This is a genomic window from Pseudohongiella spirulinae, from assembly GCF_001444425.1.
Classification (GTDB): domain Bacteria; phylum Pseudomonadota; class Gammaproteobacteria; order Pseudomonadales; family Pseudohongiellaceae; genus Pseudohongiella; species Pseudohongiella spirulinae.
Genome location: NZ_CP013189.1, coordinates 2,369,345 through 2,392,545, shown reverse-complemented (window position 1 = coordinate 2,392,545; position 23,201 = coordinate 2,369,345). Strand labels below are relative to the sequence as shown.

Annotated in this window: 26 protein-coding genes; 18 read left to right on the top strand and 8 right to left on the bottom strand. The window is 54.5% G+C overall.

Translation table 11 applies throughout. The features are described from left to right. The first annotated feature begins 43 nt into the window (after positions 1–43). Complete coding sequence (locus PS2015_RS11015) at positions 44–1,570, top strand: fumarate hydratase (protein ID WP_058022292.1); 1,527 nt, start codon at positions 44–46, stop codon at positions 1,568–1,570. 15 nt (positions 1,571–1,585) lie between these two features. Here the strand turns inward: PS2015_RS11015 and PS2015_RS11010 are convergent, their stop codons facing one another. From PS2015_RS11010 to PS2015_RS11000, 3 genes are read right to left on the bottom strand one after another with little or no spacing between them, the layout of a single operon-like run. Then, entirely contained in the window at positions 1,586–3,118 is a 1,533-nt protein-coding gene (locus tag PS2015_RS11010) for a diguanylate cyclase domain-containing protein (RefSeq protein ID WP_058022291.1), read from the bottom strand. After that, positions 3,115–3,546, bottom strand: coding sequence for a hypothetical protein (locus PS2015_RS11005; protein ID WP_058022290.1), 432 nt, complete (start codon positions 3,544–3,546; stop codon positions 3,115–3,117). The genes PS2015_RS11010 and PS2015_RS11005 overlap by 4 nt, the downstream gene beginning before the upstream one ends. A 1-nt stretch (position 3,547) precedes the next feature. Further along, positions 3,548–4,801: a hypothetical protein gene (locus PS2015_RS11000; RefSeq protein ID WP_058022289.1), complete on the bottom strand. Its 1,254-nt coding sequence runs from the start codon at positions 4,799–4,801 to the stop codon at positions 3,548–3,550. 135 nt (positions 4,802–4,936) lie between these two features. Here PS2015_RS11000 and PS2015_RS10995 point away from each other — a divergent pair, with 135 nt between their 5' ends. The 4 genes from PS2015_RS10995 to PS2015_RS10980 are packed head-to-tail and all read left to right on the top strand — an operon-like array spanning position 4,937 to position 7,054. Then, a complete protein-coding gene (locus PS2015_RS10995; protein WP_058022288.1) occupies positions 4,937–5,563 on the top strand; it encodes a hypothetical protein in 627 nt (208 codons plus the stop codon). After that, a complete protein-coding gene (locus tag PS2015_RS10990) occupies positions 5,560–6,117 on the top strand; it encodes a sigma-70 family RNA polymerase sigma factor (RefSeq protein WP_237113314.1) in 558 nt (185 codons plus the stop codon). Before PS2015_RS10995 ends, PS2015_RS10990 begins: the two co-directional genes overlap by 4 nt. After that, positions 6,114–6,566 (top strand): hypothetical protein, encoded by a 453-nt coding sequence (locus PS2015_RS10985; protein WP_058022287.1) that lies wholly within the window; start codon positions 6,114–6,116, stop codon positions 6,564–6,566. The genes PS2015_RS10990 and PS2015_RS10985 overlap by 4 nt, the downstream gene beginning before the upstream one ends. 2 nt (positions 6,567–6,568) lie before the next feature. After that, positions 6,569–7,054, top strand: a complete 486-nt coding sequence (locus tag PS2015_RS10980) for a periplasmic heavy metal sensor (RefSeq protein ID WP_169792305.1) — start codon at positions 6,569–6,571, stop codon at positions 7,052–7,054. A gap of 2 nt (positions 7,055–7,056) precedes the next feature. On the opposite strand, the gene PS2015_RS10975 is transcribed toward PS2015_RS10980, so the two are convergent. Continuing rightward, positions 7,057–8,970 (bottom strand): beta-ketoacyl synthase, encoded by a 1,914-nt coding sequence (locus tag PS2015_RS10975; RefSeq protein ID WP_058022285.1) that lies wholly within the window; start codon positions 8,968–8,970, stop codon positions 7,057–7,059. 86 nt (positions 8,971–9,056) lie between these two features. On the opposite strand from PS2015_RS10975, the gene PS2015_RS10970 reads away from it, so the two are divergent. From PS2015_RS10970 to PS2015_RS10955, 4 genes are all read left to right on the top strand, one after another. Then, a complete protein-coding gene (locus PS2015_RS10970) occupies positions 9,057–9,584 on the top strand; it encodes a M15 family metallopeptidase (protein WP_058022284.1) in 528 nt (175 codons plus the stop codon). A gap of 63 nt (positions 9,585–9,647) precedes the next feature. Then, entirely contained in the window at positions 9,648–10,673 is a 1,026-nt protein-coding gene (locus tag PS2015_RS10965; RefSeq protein ID WP_058022283.1) for a lytic murein transglycosylase, read from the top strand. Positions 10,674–10,702: 29 nt separating this feature from the next. Further along, on the top strand, positions 10,703–11,092 hold the full coding sequence (locus PS2015_RS10960; protein ID WP_058022282.1) for an HPF/RaiA family ribosome-associated protein: 390 nt from the start codon (positions 10,703–10,705) through the stop codon (positions 11,090–11,092). 6 nt (positions 11,093–11,098) lie between these two features. Further along, a complete protein-coding gene (locus tag PS2015_RS10955; RefSeq protein ID WP_058022281.1) occupies positions 11,099–11,365 on the top strand; it encodes a DUF1244 domain-containing protein in 267 nt (88 codons plus the stop codon). Here the strand turns inward: PS2015_RS10955 and PS2015_RS10950 are convergent, their stop codons facing one another. Genes PS2015_RS10950 through PS2015_RS10935 form a run of 4 tightly spaced genes read right to left on the bottom strand, consistent with a single transcriptional unit; the run spans position 11,366 to position 15,169 of the window. Further along, entirely contained in the window at positions 11,366–12,361 is a 996-nt protein-coding gene (locus PS2015_RS10950) for a GlxA family transcriptional regulator (RefSeq protein ID WP_058022280.1), read from the bottom strand. A gap of 2 nt (positions 12,362–12,363) precedes the next feature. Next, positions 12,364–12,864, bottom strand: a complete 501-nt coding sequence (gene greB, locus PS2015_RS10945) for a transcription elongation factor GreB (protein ID WP_058022279.1) — start codon at positions 12,862–12,864, stop codon at positions 12,364–12,366. Further along, positions 12,861–13,949 carry a 3-phosphoserine/phosphohydroxythreonine transaminase gene (gene serC, locus PS2015_RS10940; RefSeq protein ID WP_058022278.1) on the bottom strand — a complete coding sequence of 363 codons (1,089 nt, stop codon included), beginning with the start codon at positions 13,947–13,949 and terminating at the stop codon, positions 12,861–12,863. Before serC ends, greB begins: the two co-directional genes overlap by 4 nt. Positions 13,950–13,987: 38 nt before the next feature. Further along, a complete protein-coding gene (locus PS2015_RS10935; RefSeq protein ID WP_058022277.1) occupies positions 13,988–15,169 on the bottom strand; it encodes a phosphoglycerate dehydrogenase in 1,182 nt (393 codons plus the stop codon). Positions 15,170–15,367: 198 nt separating this feature from the next. On the opposite strand from PS2015_RS10935, the gene PS2015_RS10930 reads away from it, so the two are divergent. The 9 genes from PS2015_RS10930 to PS2015_RS10890 are packed head-to-tail and all read left to right on the top strand — an operon-like array spanning position 15,368 to position 23,191. Next, a complete protein-coding gene (locus PS2015_RS10930) occupies positions 15,368–16,243 on the top strand; it encodes an MBL fold metallo-hydrolase (RefSeq protein ID WP_237113313.1) in 876 nt (291 codons plus the stop codon). Next, positions 16,236–16,547: a GIY-YIG nuclease family protein gene (locus tag PS2015_RS10925; RefSeq protein ID WP_058022276.1), complete on the top strand. Its 312-nt coding sequence runs from the start codon at positions 16,236–16,238 to the stop codon at positions 16,545–16,547. The genes PS2015_RS10930 and PS2015_RS10925 overlap by 8 nt, the downstream gene beginning before the upstream one ends. Further along, complete coding sequence (locus tag PS2015_RS10920; RefSeq protein ID WP_058022275.1) at positions 16,528–17,484, top strand: YbgA family protein; 957 nt, start codon at positions 16,528–16,530, stop codon at positions 17,482–17,484. Before PS2015_RS10925 ends, PS2015_RS10920 begins: the two co-directional genes overlap by 20 nt. A 53-nt stretch (positions 17,485–17,537) precedes the next feature. Beyond that, complete coding sequence (locus tag PS2015_RS10915; protein ID WP_058022274.1) at positions 17,538–18,797, top strand: glutamate-5-semialdehyde dehydrogenase; 1,260 nt, start codon at positions 17,538–17,540, stop codon at positions 18,795–18,797. Beyond that, a complete protein-coding gene (gene nadD / locus PS2015_RS10910; RefSeq protein ID WP_058022273.1) occupies positions 18,794–19,441 on the top strand; it encodes a nicotinate-nucleotide adenylyltransferase in 648 nt (215 codons plus the stop codon). Before PS2015_RS10915 ends, nadD begins: the two co-directional genes overlap by 4 nt. A 19-nt stretch (positions 19,442–19,460) precedes the next feature. Next, positions 19,461–19,805, top strand: coding sequence for a ribosome silencing factor (gene rsfS / locus PS2015_RS10905; protein WP_058022272.1), 345 nt, complete (start codon positions 19,461–19,463; stop codon positions 19,803–19,805). Then, positions 19,802–20,272, top strand: a complete 471-nt coding sequence (gene rlmH, locus PS2015_RS10900) for a 23S rRNA (pseudouridine(1915)-N(3))-methyltransferase RlmH (RefSeq protein WP_058022271.1) — start codon at positions 19,802–19,804, stop codon at positions 20,270–20,272. Before rsfS ends, rlmH begins: the two co-directional genes overlap by 4 nt. Before the next feature lie 46 nt (positions 20,273–20,318). Next, positions 20,319–22,283, top strand: coding sequence for a penicillin-binding protein 2 (mrdA, locus tag PS2015_RS10895; protein WP_058022270.1), 1,965 nt, complete (start codon positions 20,319–20,321; stop codon positions 22,281–22,283). 56 nt (positions 22,284–22,339) lie between these two features. Then, entirely contained in the window at positions 22,340–23,191 is an 852-nt protein-coding gene (locus PS2015_RS10890) for a septal ring lytic transglycosylase RlpA family protein (protein WP_058022269.1), read from the top strand. Positions 23,192–23,201: the final 10 nt, after the last annotated feature.

Here is a 23,201-nt window from a genome sequence, read left to right as displayed (position 1 = left end):
GGTAGGCGGTTAGCGGGTAGTCCCGATAAAACAGGATTTTTTCATGACTGTAATCAAGCAAGACGACGTGATCCAGAGTGTAGCCGATGCGCTGCAATATATCTCTTATTACCACCCCCTCGATTTCATCAAGGCGGTCAACGACGCTTATGAACGGGAAGAATCCCAGGCGGCCAAGGATGCGATGGCGCAGATTCTGATCAATTCCCGCCTTTGTGCAGAGGGTAAGCGTCCGATCTGCCAGGACACCGGTATTGTGACGGTGTTCATCAAAATTGGCATGAACGTGCAGTGGGATGCCAGCATGAGTGTGGCCGACATGATCAACGAGGGTGTGCGTCGAGCCTACCTGAATCCCGATAATGTTTTGCGCGCGTCGATTCTGGCCGATCCGGCTGGTGCAAGAAAAAACACGCGCGACAACACACCCGCTGTTATCCACATGGAGGTCGTGGAGGGCGACACAGTCGATATTACGGTGGCGGCCAAGGGCGGCGGCTCTGAAAACAAAGCCAAAATGGTTATGCTCAACCCCAGTGACAGCATTGTCGATTGGGTGGTGAAGACGGTGCCTACCATGGGCGCTGGCTGGTGCCCGCCGGGTATGCTGGGCATCGGCATTGGCGGAACCGCAGAAAAAGCGGCAGTTCTGGCCAAAGAATCGCTCATGGATCCGGTCGATATCCATGAACTGCGGGCCCGCGGACCTCAGAATCGTGTGGAAGAGCTGCGCCTGGAGATCATGGACAAGGTCAATGCCCTGGGTATCGGTGCGCAGGGTCTGGGTGGTTTGACCACGGTGCTGGATATCAAGATCAAGGACTATCCCACTCACGCGGCCTCGTTGCCCGTGGCGATGATCCCCAACTGTGCTGCCACCCGCCATGCGCATTTTGTGCTGGATGGCTCCGGTCCTGCGCACCTGACGCCGCCAAAGCTTGAAGACTGGCCGCAGATTACCTGGGATGCAGGTCCCACCGCGCGGCGCGTCAATCTGGATACGGTCACGCCGGAAGAAGTCGCCAGCTGGCAGCCAGGTGAGACCCTGCTGTTGTCAGGCAAAATGCTGACTGGGCGTGATGCCGCCCACAAGCGCCTGGTGGAAATGTTCGAGCGTGGTGAATCGCTGCCGGATGGCGTGGATCTGAAAGGCCGCTTTATCTACTACGTGGGTCCGGTTGATGCGGTCCGCGATGAGGTCATCGGGCCGGCGGGTCCGACCACGGCAACTCGGATGGACAAGTTCACGGAAACTGTGCTGGACAAAACCGGACTGCTTGGCATGATCGGCAAGGCTGAGCGCGGGCAGGTGGCCATCGATGCCATTAAAAAGCACAAGGCAGTGTATCTCATGGCTGTGGGTGGGGCGGCCTATCTGGTTTCCAAGGCTATTCGTGATGCCAAAGTGGTGGCATTCGAAGATCTGGGTATGGAGGCCATTCATGAGTTTGTGGTTGAAGATATGCCGGTGACTGTTGCCGTGGATGTAAATGGCACTTCCGTGCATCGAACCGGACCCGCTGAATGGCAGGCCAGAATTGCGCAGGCGCAGCCGGTAGAAGTCAAGTAGAAATCCGGGTTTGTGTCAGCGGGGCTCAGCTTGTCTGAGGTCCGCTGGCAGCTCTGCAAACAGTCTGATCTGGTTGCGGCCTTCCTGTTTGGCCTGGTACATGGCCATGTCAGCGTGTTTGGTAAGTGTCTGTTCATCCAGCCCGTCATCGGGGTAGACACTGGCGCCAATGCTGACTGTGATCACAGTCTGCTCACCGTTCAGCGAGTAGGGTTCACACACTGCCTGCATCAATTTTTCCGAGATATCGGTGATGTCAGATGCCTCGCTGGTGTTTCGCAGCAAGATAATGAACTCGTCGCCACCCAGCCGGGCCACAACATCACTGTTGCGCAATGTGGCGCTAACCCGGCGCGCCACTTCCTGCAGCAGGACATCTCCTGCATCATGCCCCAGTGTATCGTTGATGAGTTTGAACTTATCAAGATCCAGAAACATCACGGTCAGTTGCTGCTGGTCTCGTTTGGCTTCCCGGATGCTCTGATTGAGCAGGCGGGAAAACAGGCTGCGATTGGGCAAGCCGGTCAGGCTGTCGTGAAACGCCAGGTGTTCAACGTGCTGGGAATGGGCTATCTGCTCGGCCATCAGTCGCATGCGGCTGCGCTGTAATTGCAGACTGGTGCGCCCCAGAATGCCCATCACCAGCAACAGGGCCAGTGTACTTATGGCACTTTGCAGCAATGACTGGTGCCTGAAAACATAGAACTCGTTCATCTGCTCTTCCACTGCTACACCGGTCACCAGAGTCAGCGGATAACCAAACAGATCCTGCGTGGTGTAATAGCGGTTAATGTTGTCTGTGGAGTGGGCGTATTCCACCAGTTCTGCCCCGCCAGCAAGCAAGGCAGCCGGCACATCATCGGTGAGCACCGAGCCACCAAAGCTGATGTTGTCTCCGGATCGTCTGGCGATGATATTGCCATTAGGGCCAATAATGGCCAGCAGCCCGCTGTCGCCCAGCTGACTGTATTCATACGAGCTGACAAAATACTCAGCATCGGCACTGACAGTGAGAATATGCATGGTGTTGTCAGTAGCCATGAAATGGGCAGTGGCAAAGCTTACCCAGGTTCGGTTGTCATTGTGCGCGAATGGCTGGCTGACATGAATCTGCGAACCGGGCTCAATAGACAGATTGTTAATGGCCAGTTCTTCTGGCAGCGGCAGATCGTTTGGCGGATATCCTGCCAGTTGACGTCCTGTCTGATCATAAACATTAACCCGGAAAAACAACTCTGGCGGCAACAATTGGCTATCAGCCAGTATTGACAATGCAGTACCGGGATCCAGAATGTCAGCCTGGTAGTCAAGCAGTGCCAGCGTCAGTTCTATTTCGCGCAGCGCACGCAGGAGCTGTGCCTGGTAAGTTTGTGCCATATCCCGGGCGCTATCCTGTGCCAGTATCGCTCTGGCTTGTCTGCGGCTATCGATATTCTGCAGAGTTGCAGTCCAGATGATCAGTATCAGAATCACCGTCAAGCCGGGAAAAAGAATTTGCGGTTCAGTCAGTTTCTGTAAAAATGTTTTGCTTTGCAGTCGCTCTGTCATGGCTCGAAAACGACCTTGATATGCTGGTTGACGGCCCTGCGGGCCAGATAGCCAATAATGCGGACGTCCTGCTGCAACAGTTCAATAAGCGCGGCATCATTTGTCACGCTGCGGAGCGGTCGCGCCCTGCCTGTAAATGTCATACGTGCCCAATGGCTGCGGACCTGAGCCGGTGTCATGTCCAGAGCGCTGGCATAAAATTCAATATAGCTTTCGCTGTTCTCAGGTTGATCTACTGCGATGACCGGACTGCCATCCGGAAAAAACTGTGAGTAACCCAAAAATATGTCCTGCACCTGCTGAAGGCTTAATGAGGTCACGGCGCTGGCGTCTGCAACCACCACCACAACGGGCGAATTGCTCTGCGCGTTGGTCTGGCTACACTGCAAAAGCAGAAACGCCGTGATAAGCAAATGAACAGGCCTCATCTCAAAACACCATATCAACGGTAGCGCTCAATAATCGAGTGCGTCCCGGATCACGAGGATTTTTCAGGTTGATGAATGTGCCGCTGGAATCGTCAGCCGGTCTGACAAAATCCAGCTGTAACTTGGCGCTGAATCCGGGCGCAAAATCCCAGCGAGAGCCCACGGATATGGTTTGTTGCCGCGGCGCCAGGCTGTCCTGCGTGCTGAGCAGGATGCCGTTTAATGCCTGTGCTGTTTCCCGCACGCCGGCAGGCAGAGACGCCGGATCCAGACCATTTACCGCGTTGTGACCGCCCTGCGCCCTGGCGAAGGTGAGGTAGGGGCTCCACTGACCAAGTCTCTGGCCTGCTGACAGATACCAGCCACTGCGTGATCCGAAGTCCGAGTGCATATTGCTTCGTCCCCATTCGCCCATCAGAAACCACTCGCCCGGGTCATAATTGAATGCCAGAGCGGTAAATACCGAACGACGTTTGCTGGGTCGGTAGCGATTGACTACCTCGTCACCCACCGCGCCGAAGGCCTGGAACGCCTTCCACAGTTCATCAACCTCGCTGTATACAAGTTTATAGGAGGTGTAGCTGCCCTTGATGGTCAGATCACCCAGCTCCAGTCTCGGGAACAGCCCCCAAAGATTGGGGGCCTTAAGATAGCCATCCAGCTCATCCATGGAGTTTCGTCCGTAATGTGCAGACAGCGTCAGTAACGAGTTGCCCATTCTTCGCTGGAAAGTGGCATCCAGGCCGTCGCTGTTGCTGATGGATACCAGTTTATAAAGTTCGGTGGGCGGTCTGAGCCAGGGAAGGGCATAACTGACCTTGCGGTAATCCGAAACGAGAAAGGTGTCCAGTAAGCTGCGCCCGACGCGCAAGCTGACATCGGATGACAGTTGATAACTCAGGTTGGCCCACTCGAGTTCCGGTTTGAAGTCACCGTCGAACTGGCGTTCAACAACCACCTGAACGACGCCGCTTAATCGGTTAGTCAGATTTGCCGATACCTGAAACCCCAGGCGAGTGTCCAGGCCGGGATCCCAGACCCGGCTGCGCCCGGGACCCTCGCGGTTCAGCGCATTAGCCAGGTAGTCTGCCTCGCGGTTGTCAGACCACGCTGCCCCCAGTGTTGCATAGCCGTTGAATGATGTAGCGACGCTGTCGGACTGGGCGTAAACAGTCTGAACACCGGCAGTCAGTCCGGCTGCCATGAGAATTGCAACTGTGCGCGAGGCCCGATTGTCATGTTGTGCTGGCAGCATTTTTTATATGCCTCTTTGTGGTGCATCTGAGTGTAGTGGATCGGGTGTGGCAAGTCTATTTTCCAGAGGGGCGACGGATTTTCTAATCAAGAACGTATAATGACTGACAACTGAAATTAACCCGGGAGACCTTTGATGTTAAAACCAGCAGCGATCCGCCGTATAGCCATCATTCCTCTGATGATGCTGTCAACGCTTGGCCTTGCCGCGCAGGAACAGAACGCTGAACAGCGTGCCGATAATCGGGCCGAACGTCAGCAGGAAAGATTCAATGAGCTTGATACCAACAAGGATGGTAATCTGACTATTGAAGAATTTAATGCGGCGCCTCTGGCGGCCTTTGATCGACAGGATGTTGATGGGGACGGTGCGATTACCCGACAGGAGGCGATTGAGCGACGATTTCAGATGCTGGATACCGACGGCAATGGTCTGCTGTCGGCCAGCGAAATGCAGCGAGGCAATCGTGAGCGCCCGCGCCAGGGTGGACAGGGGGCCGGTCGTGGCGGTGAAATGAGCGCCCAGCAAAGAGAACAGAGACGTGAACGCATGCAGGGTATGGATCCGCAGCAACGCGAGCAGATGCGTGAGCGAATGCAGAATATGGACCCACAGCAGCGTGAACAGATGCGTGAGCGTATGCAGAATATGACACCTGAGCAACGCCAGCGTATGCGCGAGCAGATGCAGGGGCAACAAAATCGCTCGCAGGGACAGTCTCAAGACCACAATCACAATCAGGGGTCACCACAAAATCAGTGACCGACGAGCAGTTGATGGCGGCCATTACTGGTGGAGATCGTGAAGCCTTTTCGCTGGCCGTCATGCGCTTTGCCAGATCGTTGGCAAACTATGCATACAGGATGCTGGGCAATGAGGCTGAGGCTGAGGACGTGACGCAGGAAACCATGCTTCGCTTGTGGACACAGGCGGAGCGCTGGGATCCTGCCAGAGCATCCCTCACAACATGGCTGCATCGTATTACGCATAATCTGTGCATCGATCTGATTCGCAAAAACCGGTTGCTGACTGGTCAGAATGACGATCAGCTGGACGATGAGTCGAACGCAGCAGGCCATGAAGAGGCATTTGATCAAGGTGCCATGAGTGACCGCCTGCACGCAGCAATTGCGACCTTACCAGAGCGACAGCGCAGTGCACTGGTTCTGACGCATTTTCAGGGCCTGTCAAATCGTGATGTGGCCATCATTCTCGATATATCAGTTGGTGCGCTTGAGTCATTGCTGGCGCGGGCCAGACGACAATTAAAGTCCCTGCTGATCGATACAGAAAACGCGGGAGGTGCTCATCTATGAGCGTTAATGAGGATCGTTTACTCTCACTGGTTGCGGCTTATGGGGCAGATTCGCAGCGCTGGCCGGCAGCTGAGCGTGATGATGCGTTGGCACTATTGGCGGCGAACCCCGCATTGCAGCAGGCTGTTCACGGGCAAGTGCAACTGGATCGCTGGCTGGATGTCATGGAGCCACCTGATTTTGACGCACTGGAGTCGCGACTTTTGCGGATGTCGCTGCCTGCCAGGCACCCGTCCGCGTTGGACAGGGTATTGGCATGGTTGTTACCTCCGTCAACGTCTGCGACACTGCCTTGGTTCAGGGTAGCGTTGCTTGGATCCGTTGTTTTCGCTGGTGGTATTGCAGCTGGCAGCTCCTATGATTCTGTGCTGTCGGACGCCAATCGCCTGAGTGTGGAACAGGAACTGCACTTGCTGGCGCTGGGAGATCTGTCGGAGGATATATTGTGACAGTGTCAGGCAGAAATATCAGAACTCTGGTGTTGCTGGTATCGCTGGGCGTCAATCTTTTTTTATTGGGTGCGGTGATTACTCACATGCTGACACGCCAGTCGCCCCCGGTAGTACCGGAAATGTCGTGGATGGTTCGTGATCTGGGCGCGGCAGACCGCCAGGCAATAAGGCCCCGGCTGCAGGCGCTTGGTGACAGCCTGAGACCTTTGCGCGTAGAGATGTTTCAGGCTCAGCAGGAGGTGAACCGTCAGTTGCAGCAGGAGCCGCTGGACGAAGAGGCAGCTCTGGCGGCTTTTGCGCGATTGCGCGAGGCAAATCTTCGCTATCAGCAGCAGTCCCACCAGCAGATGGTGTCGCTGATGGCCAGTGTCGAACCAGAGCAGCGACGCCGTATCATGCGATTTATGTCTGATCGCCGTCCTCCCGAGCCTCCGCGCGGTGAACGTTCTACGCGCGATCCGGCCTCTTCGCCGCTGCCGCGATAATGCTACAGCATGTCTTTATACGGTGATGTGTCGGCCAGTGATATAGGTTTGCTGAACCCGGGTATCTTTATCTGCCGTCGGTCAATAGTCAATTCATGACCGCTCAGTACATTTTCTCCGAATCGATAGGTGGCCGCTGCTGAACTGCGAATGGCCGCTTGATCATAAGTCTGCGTGAGTTCGCAGACAGATTCGTTTTTGGACTTCCAGTTTTGAATTTTTTTGAGTCCATGGCGACGCGTCAGCATTCGCATTGTCTGTGCTGGCGAGAGGACCGAGGCAGTTGCATTGTTACCACCGAAACCTTTGGCGTTAATCAGGGCGGCGTCCATGGTGTCTTTATCAATTTGTTGATGCTTCAGTACAAAATCAAGGTGATTATGGTGAACATCCTCGGCAATCTCATCAATGGTGGTGATGCCGGGTATGATGCCATAGTGCCAGACGCCCAGGCTGGCAATCAACTGATCTGCAGAGGCTGATGCCAGGGAATGACCCAGATGGGCCTTGAGAGCCGTCACGGGCCAGTCTTTGATGCCCCAGGTCGCAGCCAGAGAATCCAGTATGTGTGACTCTGTAGTACGATTCTGAGGCGTGCCAGTGCCATGTGCCTGTACGTAGCTGCGATGCTGCAGTCCCTGCTCGCCAATCACGGCAGCCGTGGCGGCCATGGCTTTGGCCATGGTGATGTAGTTACCGGCGCCCGGGCTGGAAATCGATTTTTTGTAGCCATCGGCATTCACAAAGACGTCGTTTACCGATCCGTAAATATGAGCACCCAGCTCCACCGCCAGGCTATCGTCGCAAAGAATAACAAATTGTGCTGACTCACCCAGTGTGAAACCGGCATTGTTGCCGAACGGACGACAGGCGCGTCGGTGATCGGCTTGAGTGGCGCCAAGGTGTGCATCCAGAGCGAGCAGGGCAGCGTCGTCTGCCAATGCTCCCATGGTGTGGTAGCCGTCCATGATTTCGGGTGTCAGAGGTGCTTCAGAGGTGCCAACGATCACCAGTCGCTGAGTTCCGCTACGTATGTCGCGGATACCTTGTTTAAGGTTGTAAAGAAAGGTGGCGCAGGCAGCTGCATTGGTGCCGGTTGTGCCCAGATTGCCCAGTACATACGCGTTGATAAAGTCTGCAGGCATTTCTGCGAATCCAAGCGCCAGTTGCTTGGAGCTGACTTTTTTACCCAGCAGGCGCGCCTGCAGCAGACCACCATTGCCTTCGTAGTCCATCTGGCTCATGCTGCTGCCAGCATAGACACTGATCTGATCGGCGGGCACGTGAGACAGCACGGTCTGCCAGTCGATACCCAGAGACTGTATGGCATCGCTGGCCCCGAAGACGGTCATTTGCAGACCTCGGGGATGATTGCGGGAGGCATACAGTGCTTTAGGATCAAAGCCGCTTGGCAACTGTCCGGCAGAATTGACCGCCGCTTTGCGATAGTTTTCGGTCAGCACGTCAAGTGATGAGGGGATCTCTACATCAACCATACCGTCGCCGGCATCACTGAGCAGCCAGCCCATGGGAATGTTGTCCGGCAGGTGCTGACGGCGCATGCGGAAGCTGATTGGCCGTTCAGCGCTGGCTTGCATGGTAGACTTTTTGTGATAGAGCAGGCGCTCCGGGTCAAACAGATTGGACTCAAGCTTGCGGATCAGCGTGCTGTCGCGCAAATGCAGATCTATGCCGGACAGGTAGCTGTTCAGTTCAACCGCCTGTTGCTGCGAGTCGAACCACTGTCCATTGCGCCAGTGCAACAGACCCATCAACGCGGCCAGGCTGGCGCGCGTCTGCTGAGCATCTTCCGCGGGGATCTGGTCCAGCACCAGTCGCCGGTAACCATGATGCAGGGAGCTGCGGCCCGCCGGGTTGATGCCGCCAAATCCAATGATCACGGGTAACGCTGTCATGAAAACTCTCCGTTGAAATCCTGCCGACTTACTGCCTAATATAGCTAAACAGGCTTGCAAATATTGTGGCATTAAAGACATTAAATATGGCTATTAAGACAATTGAAGATTTGCGGGTCATTCACCGACGTCTGCAGATTCCCGACGAATATATCGATATCTGCGGCCTGCCATTTTGCCCGGAACCGGAGGAGTTGGCAGCCGCTGGCCCTGATGTGTTCGGTCGTCCTGCGCTGCTGGAACCTCAGGCACTGCGGAGCTGGCAGCAGATGCGGCAGGCGGCTGCGCAAGACAGTGTGGAACTGCATCTGGTATCGGCTTACCGCAGTATCGACTATCAGGCGGAAGTGCTGGCGCGCAAAGTCGCATCAGGGCGATCGATGGAGGATGTGCTGACTGTGAATGCGGCGCCCGGTTTCTCCGAGCATCATAGCGGCAGGGCCATTGATATTGGCACACCGGGTTGCCCACCACTTGAGGAAGAATTTGATCAGACGCAAGCTTTCCGCTGGTTGTCAAAACATGCGAAGGATTTTGGTTTTTTGTTGTCATATCCCAAAGGGAGTTCAGGTATTATCAACTATGAGCCTTGGCATTGGTGTTTTCATGCTTGACATAATTTGGACAAATGAGAGGCTTAGCGATAGTCTGAACATCAGTAAAGGAGTTGCTGTCTGATGAGAAAAACCAACTACAGATTTGTAGTGTCCTTGTTGCTCGGCATGGTGGTCAGTTTTGCTGCCGCGCAGTCGACAGAAACTGACGATGCCGATTTTCGCCAATGGCGTCAGGCGCTGATAGACGAGGCTCGTGAGCGCGGTATTTCCGATACCATCATCGAGCAGGCGCTGGTCAATGTCACACCCATCCCGCAGGTTGTCAGTAATGACCGCAATCAGGCCGAATTCGTTGAAACGCTGGCCCAGTACCTGGAAAAGCGGGTAACCGACTGGCGCATTCAGACGGGTCGAACCCGGTTGGCCCAGCACCGACCACTGCTTGAAGAGATCGCGCGGGAATACGGTGTGCCAGCGCGTTTTATCGTGGCAATCTGGGGTATCGAAACCAACTACGGTAACTTTACCGGCGGCACGGATGTGATCAGGGCGCTGGTGACACTGGCCTACGATCCGCGCCGGGCGGATTACTTTCGCAGAGAGTTGTTTTCTGCTCTGGATATTCTGCAGGAAGGTCATATCGATCACGCCAATATGAAGGGTTCCTGGGCGGGCGCCATGGGTCAGAGTCAGTTCATGCCCAGCAGTTTTCTCAACCATGCCGTTGATTACGACGGGGATGGACGGCGTGATATCTGGACCACGGAGGCGGATGTGTTTGCCTCAATTGCCAACTATCTCAGGGACGCCGGCTGGCAACCCGGTCAACGCTGGGGACGTCAGGTCACTTTGCCGCAGGATTATCAGCAACGGGCAGATCAATGGAGTCAGGGAGAGGTGAGTTATTCATGCAGTGTGCTGCGTCGTCATACTATTCAACAGCCAGTTGATCAATGGCAGATGATTGGCGTTCGTCAGCACGATGGCGCGGACTTGCCGCAGTCTGATATTCCCGGGTCCATTGTATTGCCGGATGGCGATGCCGGACCTGCCTTTCTGACTTACCCCAATTTCCGCGCCATATTGCGTTACAACTGTGCTAATAATTATGCATTGGCTGTTGCCACCCTGGCAGACAGCTTTTAGTCACACCCTCGAACAGGAGAAAAGGGATAATGTCCAACGATTTTCAAATTGTATTTCACAACCTTGACCAGTCCGATGCCATTATTGACGCGGTAAACAAGCGCATTGAGAAGTTGCGCCGCTTCAGCAGTGACATTCTGGGTGGCCGGGTAGTACTGGACTCCCCGCACAACAACCATCACAAGGGCAAAGTGTATTCAGTCGCCCTGGAGCTGCATACTCCGAACAAGCCTGTCATGGTGACTCAGGACCAGCATGACAACCATGCCCACGAAGACCTCTATGTTGCCATCCGTGATGCCTTTAATGCGGCAGAACGGCAATTAAAATCTGTTGACAAGAAACACCGCAAAGAAGCCATGCACAAGAATCCCGATGCGGTGGATGACGGCATGGATGATATTGACGAACAGGAGTAATAAACAATGGCTGAGACGTCCCCGGACGCACAGCAGCAACTGGAGCTGGAAGCAGCCGCCTTTCGGCGGCTGTTACAGCATCTGGATGCTAACAAGCAGGTGCAAAACATCGATTTGATGGAGCTGGCCGGATTTTGCCGCAATTGCCTGGCCAAGTGGTATGCCGCCGCGGCCGAAGAGCGCGGCCTGCAAGTAGACTACGATCAGGCGCGGGAGTATGTCTACGGTATGCCTTACGAACAATGGAAAGCGCAGTACCAGACGCCGCGCTGATCAGGTATCCTGATTAACGTTGAATTGTTTGGTGCGCACCAACTGGCGATATGCTCTGGGCGTCACGCCCTGCAGTTTCCGGAACAGGCCAGTGAAATGACTGACATCCTGATAACCGACTGCATAGGCCGTTTCGGCAATGCTCAGGTTGCTGTGTTTGAGTAACTCCCTGGCCTGATTAACCCGGATCGTTTGCAGGTACTGCATCGGAGACTGATTGGTCGCCTGACGGAAGCGACGATTGAAGGTGCGTGGATTCATATTGAATTGGTGTGCCAGCTCACCCAGATTAACCGTCCGCTCGAAATTTGCGTGCAGCCATTCCTGAATTTTAATAATGACTTCATCGTGATGGCTGTCTTTGTGATCGGTTGCCAGTAGCAGGGATTCGTAAGAGCGTTTGATCTCGTGAGTGAAGTGATGTGCCACCTCATCGGCGGTATCTGCGTCAAAGAGTCGTTCGACAAAATGCAGCAGCACATCTCGCACCGCGTTAACACTGCCGGTGCAGTAGAGCCGATCCTGATGGGTGATGAATCGTTTGCGCTGTAGCCCGACGCCTGGATAGTGCCTGGCGAAATCATCAAAAAATCGCCAGTGCGTTGTCGCTTGTCGATTGTCCAGCAAACCGGCTTCGGCCAGAAAATAGCTGCCCGTGCCCACACTGCATAACATGGCTCCCTGCTGGTATTGTTGTCTGATCCAGCGAATTGAATCAGGATGTTTACGGACTGCTGCGCGCGGGTTACCCCACAAGGCCGGTATGAAGACCAGCGTCATCGGGTCGTGTTCGGGCAGCGGGTCGGTGACCAGCGCCAGGCCTCCCATGACCTGCAAGGCAGGGTGGCATTCGGAGACAAGCCTTATTTGCAGCTGACTCTTGCGTCTGCGATGATGCAGCCGGTCAATGGTATCGGCCGCGCTGATCATTTCCATCGGAATGGACATGCTCGATGCCAGTGCCTGTGGAAATCCCATGACGGCGATGTTAATCATGATCAGAGCCTGTATTTGACGCTGAGCAGCCAGTAACGAATGCGACCGGAGGGCGAGTTGATGCTGATTTCATCATCGACAGTTTTACCCAGCAGCGCTTTTCCCAGGGGAGCATCCATACTGATATAACCGGGACCATCCCCGACCTCGTCTGGACCAACGATGCGAAAGGTCTGCTCCGATCCGTCTTCGTTTTCCACTGTCACCCAGGCCCCGAAATACACCTTGCTGGTGTCGGCCGGAAGCGATTTTACAACGGTAGCACTCTCCAGGCGATTGCGCAGATAACGCACCCGACGGTCGATTTCACGCAGCCGTTTTTTACCGTAGATGTACTCTGCGTTTTCACTGCGATCACCAAGTGCGGCCGCGTCGCTGACCTGGCGGGTGACCTCCGGTCGTTCGATACGCCAGAGCTGTTCCAACTCCTGCCGCAGTCGACTTTCGCCTTCTGCGGTCAGGTAATTGGACTTGGGTGGGGCGGGCGGCCGATAGCGACTCATCCGTTCTGCTTGGCAAAGTCCTTCATGAAATCCGCCAGCTCCTGACAGCCTTCCATGGGCATGGCATTGTAGATCGACGCACGGATGCCGCCTACCAGGCGGTGACCTTTCAGAGCATACAGGCCCCGGACCAGTGCTTCGTCAAGAAACTTCTTGTCCAGCGTGCTATCGGCCAGGTTAAAGGTCACGTTCATGTGTGAGCGGTGGTCTTTGTGGGCTGAGCCAATGTAGAAATCATTGTTATCGATGATGTCGTAGAGCAAACCGGCCTTTTTGGCATTCAGTTGTTCGATAGCCGCAACACCACCCTGATCGCGCAACCATTTCAGCATCAGGTTCATGATGTAGATGGCAAAGGTATTAATGGTGTTGGGCATGGAGTGGTTTTTTTGATACGTCACATAGTTCAGCAGAGCCGGCGTTTGTGACATGGCGTGCCCCAGCAATTCCTTGCGCACCAGTACGGTTGCCATGCCTGATGGCCCGAGGTTCTTTTGCAGACCGGCAAAAATGAGTCCGAACTGCTCAAAGTTGAGTTTGCGGGACATCAATTCCGATGTCATGTCTGCCACCAGCGGGATCTTGCCGGTATCCGGGAATTGGTGCCAGCGAGTACCGAATATCGTGTTATTGCTGGTCAGATGGACATAGGAAGTATCCGGATCCAGTGATGCCGGGTCAAATGCCGGGATTCGGTCAAAGCCAGTCTCTTCGCTGCTGGCGGCGATAGAGATGTTACCGAAACGTGACGCCTCTTTACGCGCCAGTTGGGCAAAATTTCCGGTCTCCAGGTAGGCGGCCTTGTGAGCGGGATTAAGGTCCAGCAGGTTCAGCGGAACGGCGGCAAACTGCATCTGCGCGCTGCCATGCATATAAAGAATCTCGAAATCTTCCGGCAGACCAGCCAGCTCCCGCATCAGCTCATCTGTTTCGGTGAGCAGTACCTCAAATTCTTTACTGCGGTGACTGATCTCAACAACCGAGACCCCTATGCCCTGCCAGTTCAGCATTTCATCTCTGGCTTGTTCCATGACGCTGGTTGGCAACATGGCCGGGCCGGCCCCGAAGTTGTACACACGATTCATAGCGTTGTTCCTGCCTGAAAAAATTAACACGGATTGATTTATAAAACAGTCACTTTGATCACATCGTCGGTCGCCGCGATCGCACTGACAGCGGCTTCCGAAGGCGGACTTGCCAGGTCGATCAGGTTATAGGCAATTTCACCCCGGCTTTTGTTAATCATGTCGACCACATTGATATTCTGATCTGCCAGTAAGGACAGAATTTTGCCCAGCATGCCGGGCACATTTTTATTGGTGACGGCCAGACGCGTCCCCGATTCGGCGCCGGAGACCCGCTCGAGACTTAACAACGGGAAATTCACCGAGTTGCGGATATTACCATTCTCCAGAAAATCCTTCAGCTGCTCGGCGGCCATCACGGCACAATTTTCTTCTGCCTCGGCCGTGCTGGCACCAATATGCGGCATCAGGATGACATCATCACGGCCGATCAGTTCGTAGCGCGGGAAGTCGCTGACGTAAGTACGAAGCTGGCCGCTGTTCAGACCGGCAACAACGGCAGCAGTATCAACAATTTCATCGCGTGCGAAATTCAGCAGGCAAAGGCCCGGCTTCATACTGGCTACAAGGTCAGCGTTCACCAGGCCGCGAGTGCTGTCCAATACTGGCAGATGCAGGGTGACATAATCGGAATTGGCAACCAGAGCGCTCAGGTTCTCGATTTTGTGGACCTGGTTGGGCAATCGCCAGGCGGCATCGACTGACAGCGCCGGATCGTATCCAAGTACCGTCATACCCAGATCAATCGCCATGCCAGCAACCATGGAACCGATGGCGCCGAGGCCAATGATGCCCAGGGTGCGTCCGGCGAGTTCATTGCCGGCAAAACGCTTTTTCTCCGTTTCCATCAGCTTCGACAGTTCGCCATTGTCCTGCATGCCTGCCAGTGTGCTGATGAACTGCATGCCCGGTAATATACCGCGTGAAGCCAACAGCATGCCGGTCAATACCAGCTCCTTGACCGCGTTGGCATTTGCGCCTGGGGTGTTAAAAACCACGATACCGCGCTCGGTGCACTGGGCAACCGGGACGTTATTGACGCCAGCGCCGGCCCGGGCTACCGCTTTAATGCTGTCTTCCAGTTCGTCGGCGGACAGTTTGTGGCTTCTCAGCAGCACTGCGTCTGCCTGATTCTGTGTGGCATCTACCTGATAACGGGTAGTGGAGAAACGGCTTATCCCCTTGTCGGATATCTGATTGTAGGTGCGTATTTTGAGCATGAGTTCTCGACCTTGAAATCTGAAGTATTTTTATTGTTGGCTGATGTGTGCCTGGCTGTTTGTCCGGCAGTTCGTCTGAAGGGTGCCTGTTATAGCCTGAAATGCCATGAAAAACCAGCCCCGGCGGCACATGGAGTTGTTGGCGTGAACCCGTTATTATGTGCCCTGTTAAAAGACTGGTTGAATAGCAGACTATCTATGCAGGATTCGCGATTTATTCCCGGTCAGGCGGTTGCGCTGGCCACATCAGAAGTGACTGTTTATCGCTTGCTGTGTCCCAATGCGAGTGCGATGACGGGGCCGGGCACCAATACCTACCTTATTGGCAGCAAAGAGCTGGCTTTAGTAGATCCTGGCCCGGCTCTTCCCGCCCATATAGAGGCGATTACCGCTATGCTTGCCGGACGGCCGTTGCGCCGGATATTCGTGACGCACACTCATGGTGATCATTCACCGGCGACGGCCGAATTGCAGCGTCTGACCGGTGCCGAGGTCATCGGACTAAAACCTGCAGCCGGTGCCGCATACCAGGACGCCAGCTTTGAGCCTTCACGTCTTTATAGCGATGGCGAGTGCATCGATTGTGGTGAGTACGCAGTGCGACTGATCCACACACCCGGTCATGTGTCCAATCACCTGTGTTTCTTGCTGGAACAGGAAGGCATGCTGTTTACCGGCGATCATATTCTGCAAGGTACTACGCCGGTCATTCTGCCACCTGATGGTGATATGAGCGATTACCTGCGTTCGCTGGAGCAGCTTCTTGGCTTGCCCCTGCGCTCACTGGCCCCCGGGCATGGCGATGTGATGACTGAGCCAGCGCAAATGATAGGTACACTGATCCGCCACCGTTTGCGACGTGAACAGAAAATAGTCAGTGCGCTGGCCGGATTTGATCTCGTGACACTGGATGAGTTCGTAATACCGGTTTATGACGATGTGCCACAACATCTGCTGCCCTGGGCCAAAAAGACCTTGTTGGCGCATCTCTACAAGTTAGAGTCAGAGGGCCGCGTGCGACAATTTGCTCAGTGCTCAGCGGAAAATGTTCGCTGGCAACTGATCGATGACTGATTCTTCCTGGTGGGTCTACATCGTGCGCTGCGCCGACGATACCTTGTATACCGGTATCAGCAACGATGTGGAGCGGCGCGTCAGTGAGCATCAATCGCAGGGCCGCAAAACAGCCCGCTACCTGCGCGGCCGGGCACCGCTGGCGCTGGTCTATACACAACAGGCGGGCGATTATGGGGCCGCGCTGCGACTTGAGTATCGCATCAAACAGTTAGACAGAAGAGCAAAACTACGACTGATCAGTGGTGATGAGTCAATTCTTACATCATTAATGGAGCAGGCAGATGAATCCTCATCAGGATGAAAAAATACCCGTTGGCATCAGTGCCTGTCTGCTGGGCGAAGAAGTTCGGTTTAATGGCGGACATAAACAGCATTCTTATATCCAGAAAACCCTGGGCGAGTATTTCAGTTTTCGGACTTTTTGTCCTGAGGTCGATATAGGTCTGGGCATTCCTCGCAAACCGATCAGGCTGATCCGGCGCGATGAGCAGGTCATCTGTGTGGATATTGAGGATTACAAGCTGGACTACACGCAACAGCTGCGCGACAGTGCCGATGCTCAACAGGGCTGGATCAGGGATATGTGTGGTTTTATCCTGAAAAAGGACTCGCCCAGTTGTGGTATGGAGCGGGTCAAAGTGTATGAAGGTCACGGCACCACCAAGGATGGCGCGGGTATATTTGCGGAGACCATGATGCAGAGATTCCCGGCCCTGCCTGTAGAAGAGGAGGGGCGATTGGGGGATGCTGTACTCAGGGAGAATTTCATCCAGCGTGTTTATGTCATGTATCGCTGGCGACAATTACTGCGAGATGGCTTGACAGTCGCCTCGCTGACCGATTTCCATGCCCGCCACAAACTGATACTGATGAGCCACTGCCAGGCAGCCTACAGAGCCCTGGGGCCGTTGCTGGCCGGTGCCCGCAAAGACAATGTGCAGGAGATTGCCGGGCAATATATCCCGCAACTGATGACAGCGCTTAAAAAACGTGCATCGCGTGGCGACCATGTAAATGTGCTGCAACACATACAGGGCTATCTGAAGGCTGACCTGGATGCTGATGACAAAGCGGAACTGCGCGAATCCTTTGAACGTTATCGCCAGGGGCTGTTACCGCTGATTGTGCCGATTACCCTGTTGAATCATCATTTTCGCAAATACCCCAATGACTACATCAGTCGTTCCTGGTACATGCACCCGTACCCGGCGGAAATGGCACTGCAGAATCATATCTGAGTAGGCTATAATGCCGCTCATTCCTGATTTACAGACTATTCGGAACAGATTCCATGAGTGACATCAGCGCGTATATGCGCGACGTTGGTGAGCAGGCACGCAAAGCATCCAGGCTTGTGGCAGCTGCGACCACCTCCCAGAAGAACCATGCCCTGTTGGCTATGGCAGACGCTATAGAACAATCCCGCGAGCAACTGCAAAAGGCCAATGAACAGGATTTGCAGGCTGGTCAGGCTAAAGGTCTGGATGCGGCCATGCTGGACCGGCTGGCACTGACGCCAGCACGCATTGATGGCATGATCGAGGGCCTTCGGCAGGTGGCCGCCTTGCAGGATCCGGTGGGTGAAATCACCGATATGCGTTATCGACCCAGCGGTATACAGGTCGGAAAAATGCGCGTCCCCCTGGGCGTGATTGGCATCATCTACGAATCACGTCCCAATGTGACCTGCGAAGCGGCCAGCCTGTGCCTGAAATCCGGCAACGCCGCCATTCTGCGCGGTGGCTCAGAGGCGTTACATTCCAATCAGGCCATCGCCGACTGTATTCGCCAGGGGCTGGCGAGCGCCGGGTTGAGCAAGCACGCTGTGCAGGTCATCGAGACCACTGACCGGGCGGCTGTTGGCCTGTTGATCACCATGCCGGAGTATGTTGATGTAATCGTACCGCGCGGCGGTAAAGGGCTGATTGAGCGCATCAGTGCAGAATCACGTGTGCCGGTGATCAAACACCTGGATGGCAACTGTCACGTGTATATCGATGACCAAGCGGATGCAGAGAAAGCCATCAGGGTGACAGTTAATGCCAAGACCCAGCGTTACGGCACCTGTAACACCCTGGAATCCTTGTTGGTGGCGCAAAGCCGTGCTGCAGAAATTCTGCCGCTGCTGCATCAGGCGCTGGCAGCACATCAGATCGAGTACCGGGCCTGCCCGACAGCCATGGCCCTGCTACCCGGTGCAAAGGCAGCGACAGAGCAGGACTGGGGCGAGGAATATCTGGCGCCTGTGATGTCTGTCAAGGTGGTTGAATCGATCGATCAGGCCATTGAACATATCAATAAATTCAGCTCCGGCCACACAGAATCCATCATTACGGAAAGCTTTCATCGTGCGCAACGTTTTTTGCGCGAGATTGATTCCAGTTCGGTGATGGTGAATGCCTCAACACGTTTTGCGGATGGCTTTGAGTACGGACTGGGTGCGGAAATCGGCATTTCGACCGATAAGCTGCATGCGCGAGGTCCGGTTGGGCTTGAGGGTCTGACCTCACAAAAATATATCGTGTTGGGTGACGGTCATATCCGCACATGACGGCACGCCTGGGCATAATGGGTGGCATGTTTGATCCTGTTCATACCGGGCATCTGAAGGTGGCCGCTCTGGCCTGTGATGAGCTGGAATTGTCACATGTGCGATTGGTACCGTGTTCAGTACCCAGTCATCGTGGCACGCCGGGCGCCAGCGCTGTCGATCGGCTGAAGATGTTGCAACTGGCTCTGGCTACTGAAACGCGATTTCTGGCAGATGATCGTGAGATCCGTCGTCCGGGCGTATCCTATATGGTGGATACTCTACATAGTTTTCGGCAGGAATTTCCCGACACAACACTTGTTTACATCATGGGGCAGGATAGTTTTGCCGGTTTAACCGGCTGGCACCGCTGGCGGGAAATCTTGACACTCTGCCATCTTTGCGTGGTCAGCCGCCCGGGGGCTGGTCAAATTGTGCACCGGGACTTGCTAGCCAGTCAGGTTAGCACCAGGGCTGCGCTCTATGAGCAGCAGACAGGGCATATTATCCAGATTGACGGAGCGCAATTCTGGCATTCATCAACACAGGTCAGGCAGTTGATTTATTCAGATTCATTGCCAGAAGATCCCGCTGATATTATCCCGGCAAGTGTTTTGCACTATATAAGACAACATAAACTTTACCAAACAAGGCCGTCATCATAACGGCAGGAGAAATCAGGCATTGGAAACCAAACAGCTTGTAGACGTGGTCACCGCCGCACTCGAAGATATAAAAGGATTGCAGATTGAGATTTTTGATGTGGCTGATCTGACCCCATTAACTGACAGCATGATCATTTGCACGGGCACATCCAGTACTCACCTCAAGGCCTTGGCCGATGAGGTTGTGGTCAAAGTAAAGGCGGCCGGTGGTCAGGTATCTGGTGTTGAGGGGCGTGAACAGGCGGAGTGGGTGCTGGTTGACCTGGGTCCTGTTATCGTTCATCTGATGCTTGCCGCTACCCGCGCCATGTATCGTCTGGAGGATCTTTGGAGCATCCGCCCGGAGGGTGGGCAGGCGCAGTGAAGATTACCCTGCTCAGCGTTGGCACACGCATGCCTGCCTGGGTAGAGCAGGGTGTGCAGGAATACAGCAAGCGGCTGCCGCAGGATTTTCGGCTGATCTGCACCGAAGTGCCACTGGGTCGTCGCAGTCGCAGTGGTTCCATTGCTCAGGCGATCAGGCAGGAGTCTGATGCCTTGCTGGCCAAACTGGACGCGCGGGATTATGTGGTTGCGCTGGATGTGCAGGGTCGTCACTTGAGTACGGAGGCGATGGCAGCAAAGATAGGCTCGGTTCGCGACGACGGCAGACATCTTTGTTTGATGGTGGGTGGCCCCGATGGTCTGTCCGAAGAATGCCTGAAGCGCGCCGAGGAGACATGGTCGCTGTCAGCGTTGACGCTGCCACATCCGCTGGTTCGTATTGTGGTTGCAGAGCAGGTTTATCGTGTCTGGAGTGTATTGGTCGGTCATCCTTATCATCGAGAATGAATTCGGTGTACACTATTTGAAACGGGTCACTTACTGACAGGTCAATATGGCACACAAGTTCCGGCTGGACGCACACAAGCAGGAAATTCAGGTCTTTCACAGACGCGTTATTTTTGCTGCCGGATTCGTTGCGCTGCTGGTTCTGGTGCTGGCAGGCTGGATGATCAATCTGCAGTTTTTTAATCACGATTATTTTTCGGCCCGCTCCGATGGCAATCGATTGCACTCCCAGTTTATTCCTCCTACCCGAGGTCTGATTTACGATCGCAATGGCCGTCTGCTGGCTGACAATCGGCCAATATTTAATCTGACAGTGGTCCGCGAAACAGCAACCGATTTTGATCAGTCTCTCGAGCTGTTGCGTAAAATTGTCAACCTGACTGATGATGATATTCAGCAGTATCAGACCCGACTGAGTAGACGGGCCGTGCCTCATACATCAGTGCCACTGAAAATCAAACTGAGTGATGATGAAATTGCCCGGGTTGCAGTCAGCCAGCATAAATTGCCCGGTATTGCCGTTGAGGCTCAGTTACTGCGCTATTATCCCTATGGTGAAGCCATGGCGCATGCGCTTGGATATGTGTCAGAGATTAACCGGGAAGAGTTGCAGGCTATGAGCGAGGAGCAGGCTCGCAATTATCGCGGAACCAATCAGGTCGGCAAGACGGGTATTGAAAAAAACTACGAGTCCTATCTTCACGGTACGGTCGGGTTTGAAACGGTTGAGAAAAATAATCGTGGACGGGTGACCCGAGTGCTGGGGCGCACTGACCCGATTCCGGGTAAGGATATCCAGCTGCATCTGGATTTGCCATTACAGTTGGCGGCCGAGCAGGCGCTGGGAGAGCGGCGCGGCGCTATTGTGGCTATTGACCCGGCGACAGGTGGTGTGCTGGCAATGGTAAGCAAGCCTGACTTTGATCCTAATCTGTTTGTTACCGGGATCAGCCGCGACCAGCTGGCTGCCATGAACCGTTCACGCTATTCACCCATGTTTAACCGGGCTATCAATCCGCGCGTGCCTGGTTCCACCATCAAACCCATTGTGGGCCTGGCTGGCCTGTACCACGGCATTGTTGATCAGGAGTTTGTGATTAATGATCCGGGTTTTTATCGACTACCCGGTCGATCGCGTCCCTATTATGACTGGACCTGGTGGGTCGATAAATCAGGTCATGGACCGGTAGACCTGGAGCGGGCCATTTATCAGTCCTGCAATACTTATTTCAGTCATATCGCTGTGGAGTTGGGCATTGATACGCTGCATGACTATTTGCTGACCTGGGGGTTTGGCAGCAACGCCGCCCTGGATATTCCAGATGCCAATCCCGGACTGGTGCCGTCACCCGCCTGGAAGCGCGAAACGCGCGGTGAACCCTGGTATCCGGGCGAAACTCCGCCGGAGGGATTTGGTAATGGCATGTTCCAGGCCACCACGCTGCAAATGGCCAGTGCGGCAGCGACTATTGCCAATCACGGTGTGATGAAACGTCCCCGCATGTTGAAAGCCCTAAATGACGGTACCGATGATGATTTTGCAGACATTATATTTGGTGATGAGGATGTTTTGCAGCCCCTCTTGCCTTCACCTGAAGACATCGCTTATGTCAGAAAAGCCATGGAACACACTGTCAGTAAACCTTATGATCGCGAGCATCGCCGTCATGAAGGTACCGCCTATCCTTATGTGCACGGTGCGGAACCGCTGGCCTATCCCATGGGTGGTAAGTCCGGTACCGCGCAGGTGGTTGGTGTGCAGGTAGATGCCCGGGGAAACCGGATTGATCCCGAAGAGATCAATCAGGACCATCTGAATCACGCCATGTTTATCGCCTTTGATGCCTCGCCGCAGTCGCGCATTGCCGTGGCAGTCTACGTAGAAAACGGTGAAGGTGGCAGTTCAGTTGCCGGCCCGCTTGCTCGCGAGGTACTGGACGCCTACCTGTTGCCAATTCTTGAGAATGAGAAGCTGGACGAGGAAGCCATGTTGCTGACAAGCAGTCACTAACAGGTTAACATTGCGTCAGATTGGTACGCTCCAATAATGACAGGCTCAGAGGCGGAATGTTTAAAATACGTTTATTGGTCGTTTTAGCAAACGTGTTGATTCTGGCGGCTTGCAGCAGTACCGCGCCGTCGGGCACCACATCGTCTGCCCAGAGTAGTCGATACAGCATCAGTCAGGACCGCGCACCCAGTCAGGCACTGGACCCTTCCCTGATACGTGAAGTCATACCCGAACCCCTGACCCGTACCACCGCAGGAAATCGTTCTCCCTATACCGTCAACGGTCGCACCTATCGTGTCATGGCCAGTGAGGAGGGTTTCCAGCAAACCGGGCTGGCATCGTGGTATGGAGAAAAATTTCACGGGCATCTGACGTCAAATGGCGAAATTTTTGATATGTATCAGGTGTCTGCCGCGCACACCAGCTTACCGATCCCCAGCTTCGCGCGGGTCACCAATCTGGAGAATCAGCGTAGCATTATTGTCAGGGTAAACGACCGCGGCCCCTTTCATAACGACAGAGTAATCGATTTGTCCTATGCGGCGGCCTGGCAATTGGGTTTTGCCAACCAGGGAACTGCACTAGTGCATATAGAGTCAATAGTCCCGGATCAGCGTCTGCTTGCCTCCAATGACAGCAGTTCTGCGGTGAATGGTGTGATGGCCAGTGCCGGTCGTTACCTGCAGGCAGGTGCATTTGCAGATCTTCGGGCTGCCGAACGCCTGTCAGCGCGATTGCGGGAATTAACGACGCGGCCGGTGTTTATTCGTTCGGTTAATGCCGGCAACACCCGCCAGCAGATGCACAGGGTTCGGGTTGGTCCTATAGCGGATCAAAATGAAATCAGACGTATTACAGAAATGATGTCGGCTGCCAATCTCGGGCAGCCGTTTATGGTAGACGAGTAACAGGGATACA

Excerpts from the sequence above, each read along its gene's own strand:
- PS2015_RS10930 (WP_237113313.1), top strand. The coding sequence starts at position 15,368 with ATGCAGGATTCGCGATTTATTCCCGGTCAGGCGGTTGCGCTGGCCACA.
- PS2015_RS10985 (WP_058022287.1), top strand. The coding sequence starts at position 6,114 with ATGAGCGTTAATGAGGATCGTTTACTCTCACTGGTTGCGGCTTATGGG.
- serC (WP_058022278.1), bottom strand. The coding sequence starts at position 13,949 with ATGAATCGTGTGTACAACTTCGGGGCCGGCCCGGCCATGTTGCCAACC.
- PS2015_RS10960 (WP_058022282.1), top strand. The coding sequence starts at position 10,703 with ATGTCCAACGATTTTCAAATTGTATTTCACAACCTTGACCAGTCCGAT.
- nadD (WP_058022273.1), top strand. The coding sequence starts at position 18,794 with ATGACGGCACGCCTGGGCATAATGGGTGGCATGTTTGATCCTGTTCAT.
- PS2015_RS10920 (WP_058022275.1), top strand. The coding sequence starts at position 16,528 with ATGAATCCTCATCAGGATGAAAAAATACCCGTTGGCATCAGTGCCTGT.
- greB (WP_058022279.1), bottom strand. The coding sequence starts at position 12,864 with ATGAGTCGCTATCGGCCGCCCGCCCCACCCAAGTCCAATTACCTGACC.
- PS2015_RS11015 (WP_058022292.1), top strand. The coding sequence starts at position 44 with ATGACTGTAATCAAGCAAGACGACGTGATCCAGAGTGTAGCCGATGCG.
- PS2015_RS10965 (WP_058022283.1), top strand. The coding sequence starts at position 9,648 with ATGAGAAAAACCAACTACAGATTTGTAGTGTCCTTGTTGCTCGGCATG.
- PS2015_RS10970 (WP_058022284.1), top strand. The coding sequence starts at position 9,057 with ATGGCTATTAAGACAATTGAAGATTTGCGGGTCATTCACCGACGTCTG.
- PS2015_RS10915 (WP_058022274.1), top strand. The coding sequence starts at position 17,538 with ATGAGTGACATCAGCGCGTATATGCGCGACGTTGGTGAGCAGGCACGC.
- PS2015_RS10950 (WP_058022280.1), bottom strand. The coding sequence starts at position 12,361 with ATGATTAACATCGCCGTCATGGGATTTCCACAGGCACTGGCATCGAGC.
- PS2015_RS10935 (WP_058022277.1), bottom strand. The coding sequence starts at position 15,169 with ATGCTCAAAATACGCACCTACAATCAGATATCCGACAAGGGGATAAGC.
- PS2015_RS10925 (WP_058022276.1), top strand. The coding sequence starts at position 16,236 with ATGACTGATTCTTCCTGGTGGGTCTACATCGTGCGCTGCGCCGACGAT.
- PS2015_RS11010 (WP_058022291.1), bottom strand. The coding sequence starts at position 3,118 with ATGACAGAGCGACTGCAAAGCAAAACATTTTTACAGAAACTGACTGAA.
- PS2015_RS10975 (WP_058022285.1), bottom strand. The coding sequence starts at position 8,970 with ATGACAGCGTTACCCGTGATCATTGGATTTGGCGGCATCAACCCGGCG.
- PS2015_RS10955 (WP_058022281.1), top strand. The coding sequence starts at position 11,099 with ATGGCTGAGACGTCCCCGGACGCACAGCAGCAACTGGAGCTGGAAGCA.
- PS2015_RS11000 (WP_058022289.1), bottom strand. The coding sequence starts at position 4,801 with ATGCTGCCAGCACAACATGACAATCGGGCCTCGCGCACAGTTGCAATT.
- mrdA (WP_058022270.1), top strand. The coding sequence starts at position 20,319 with ATGGCACACAAGTTCCGGCTGGACGCACACAAGCAGGAAATTCAGGTC.
- PS2015_RS10890 (WP_058022269.1), top strand. The coding sequence starts at position 22,340 with ATGTTTAAAATACGTTTATTGGTCGTTTTAGCAAACGTGTTGATTCTG.
- PS2015_RS10995 (WP_058022288.1), top strand. The coding sequence starts at position 4,937 with ATGTTAAAACCAGCAGCGATCCGCCGTATAGCCATCATTCCTCTGATG.
- PS2015_RS11005 (WP_058022290.1), bottom strand. The coding sequence starts at position 3,546 with ATGAGGCCTGTTCATTTGCTTATCACGGCGTTTCTGCTTTTGCAGTGT.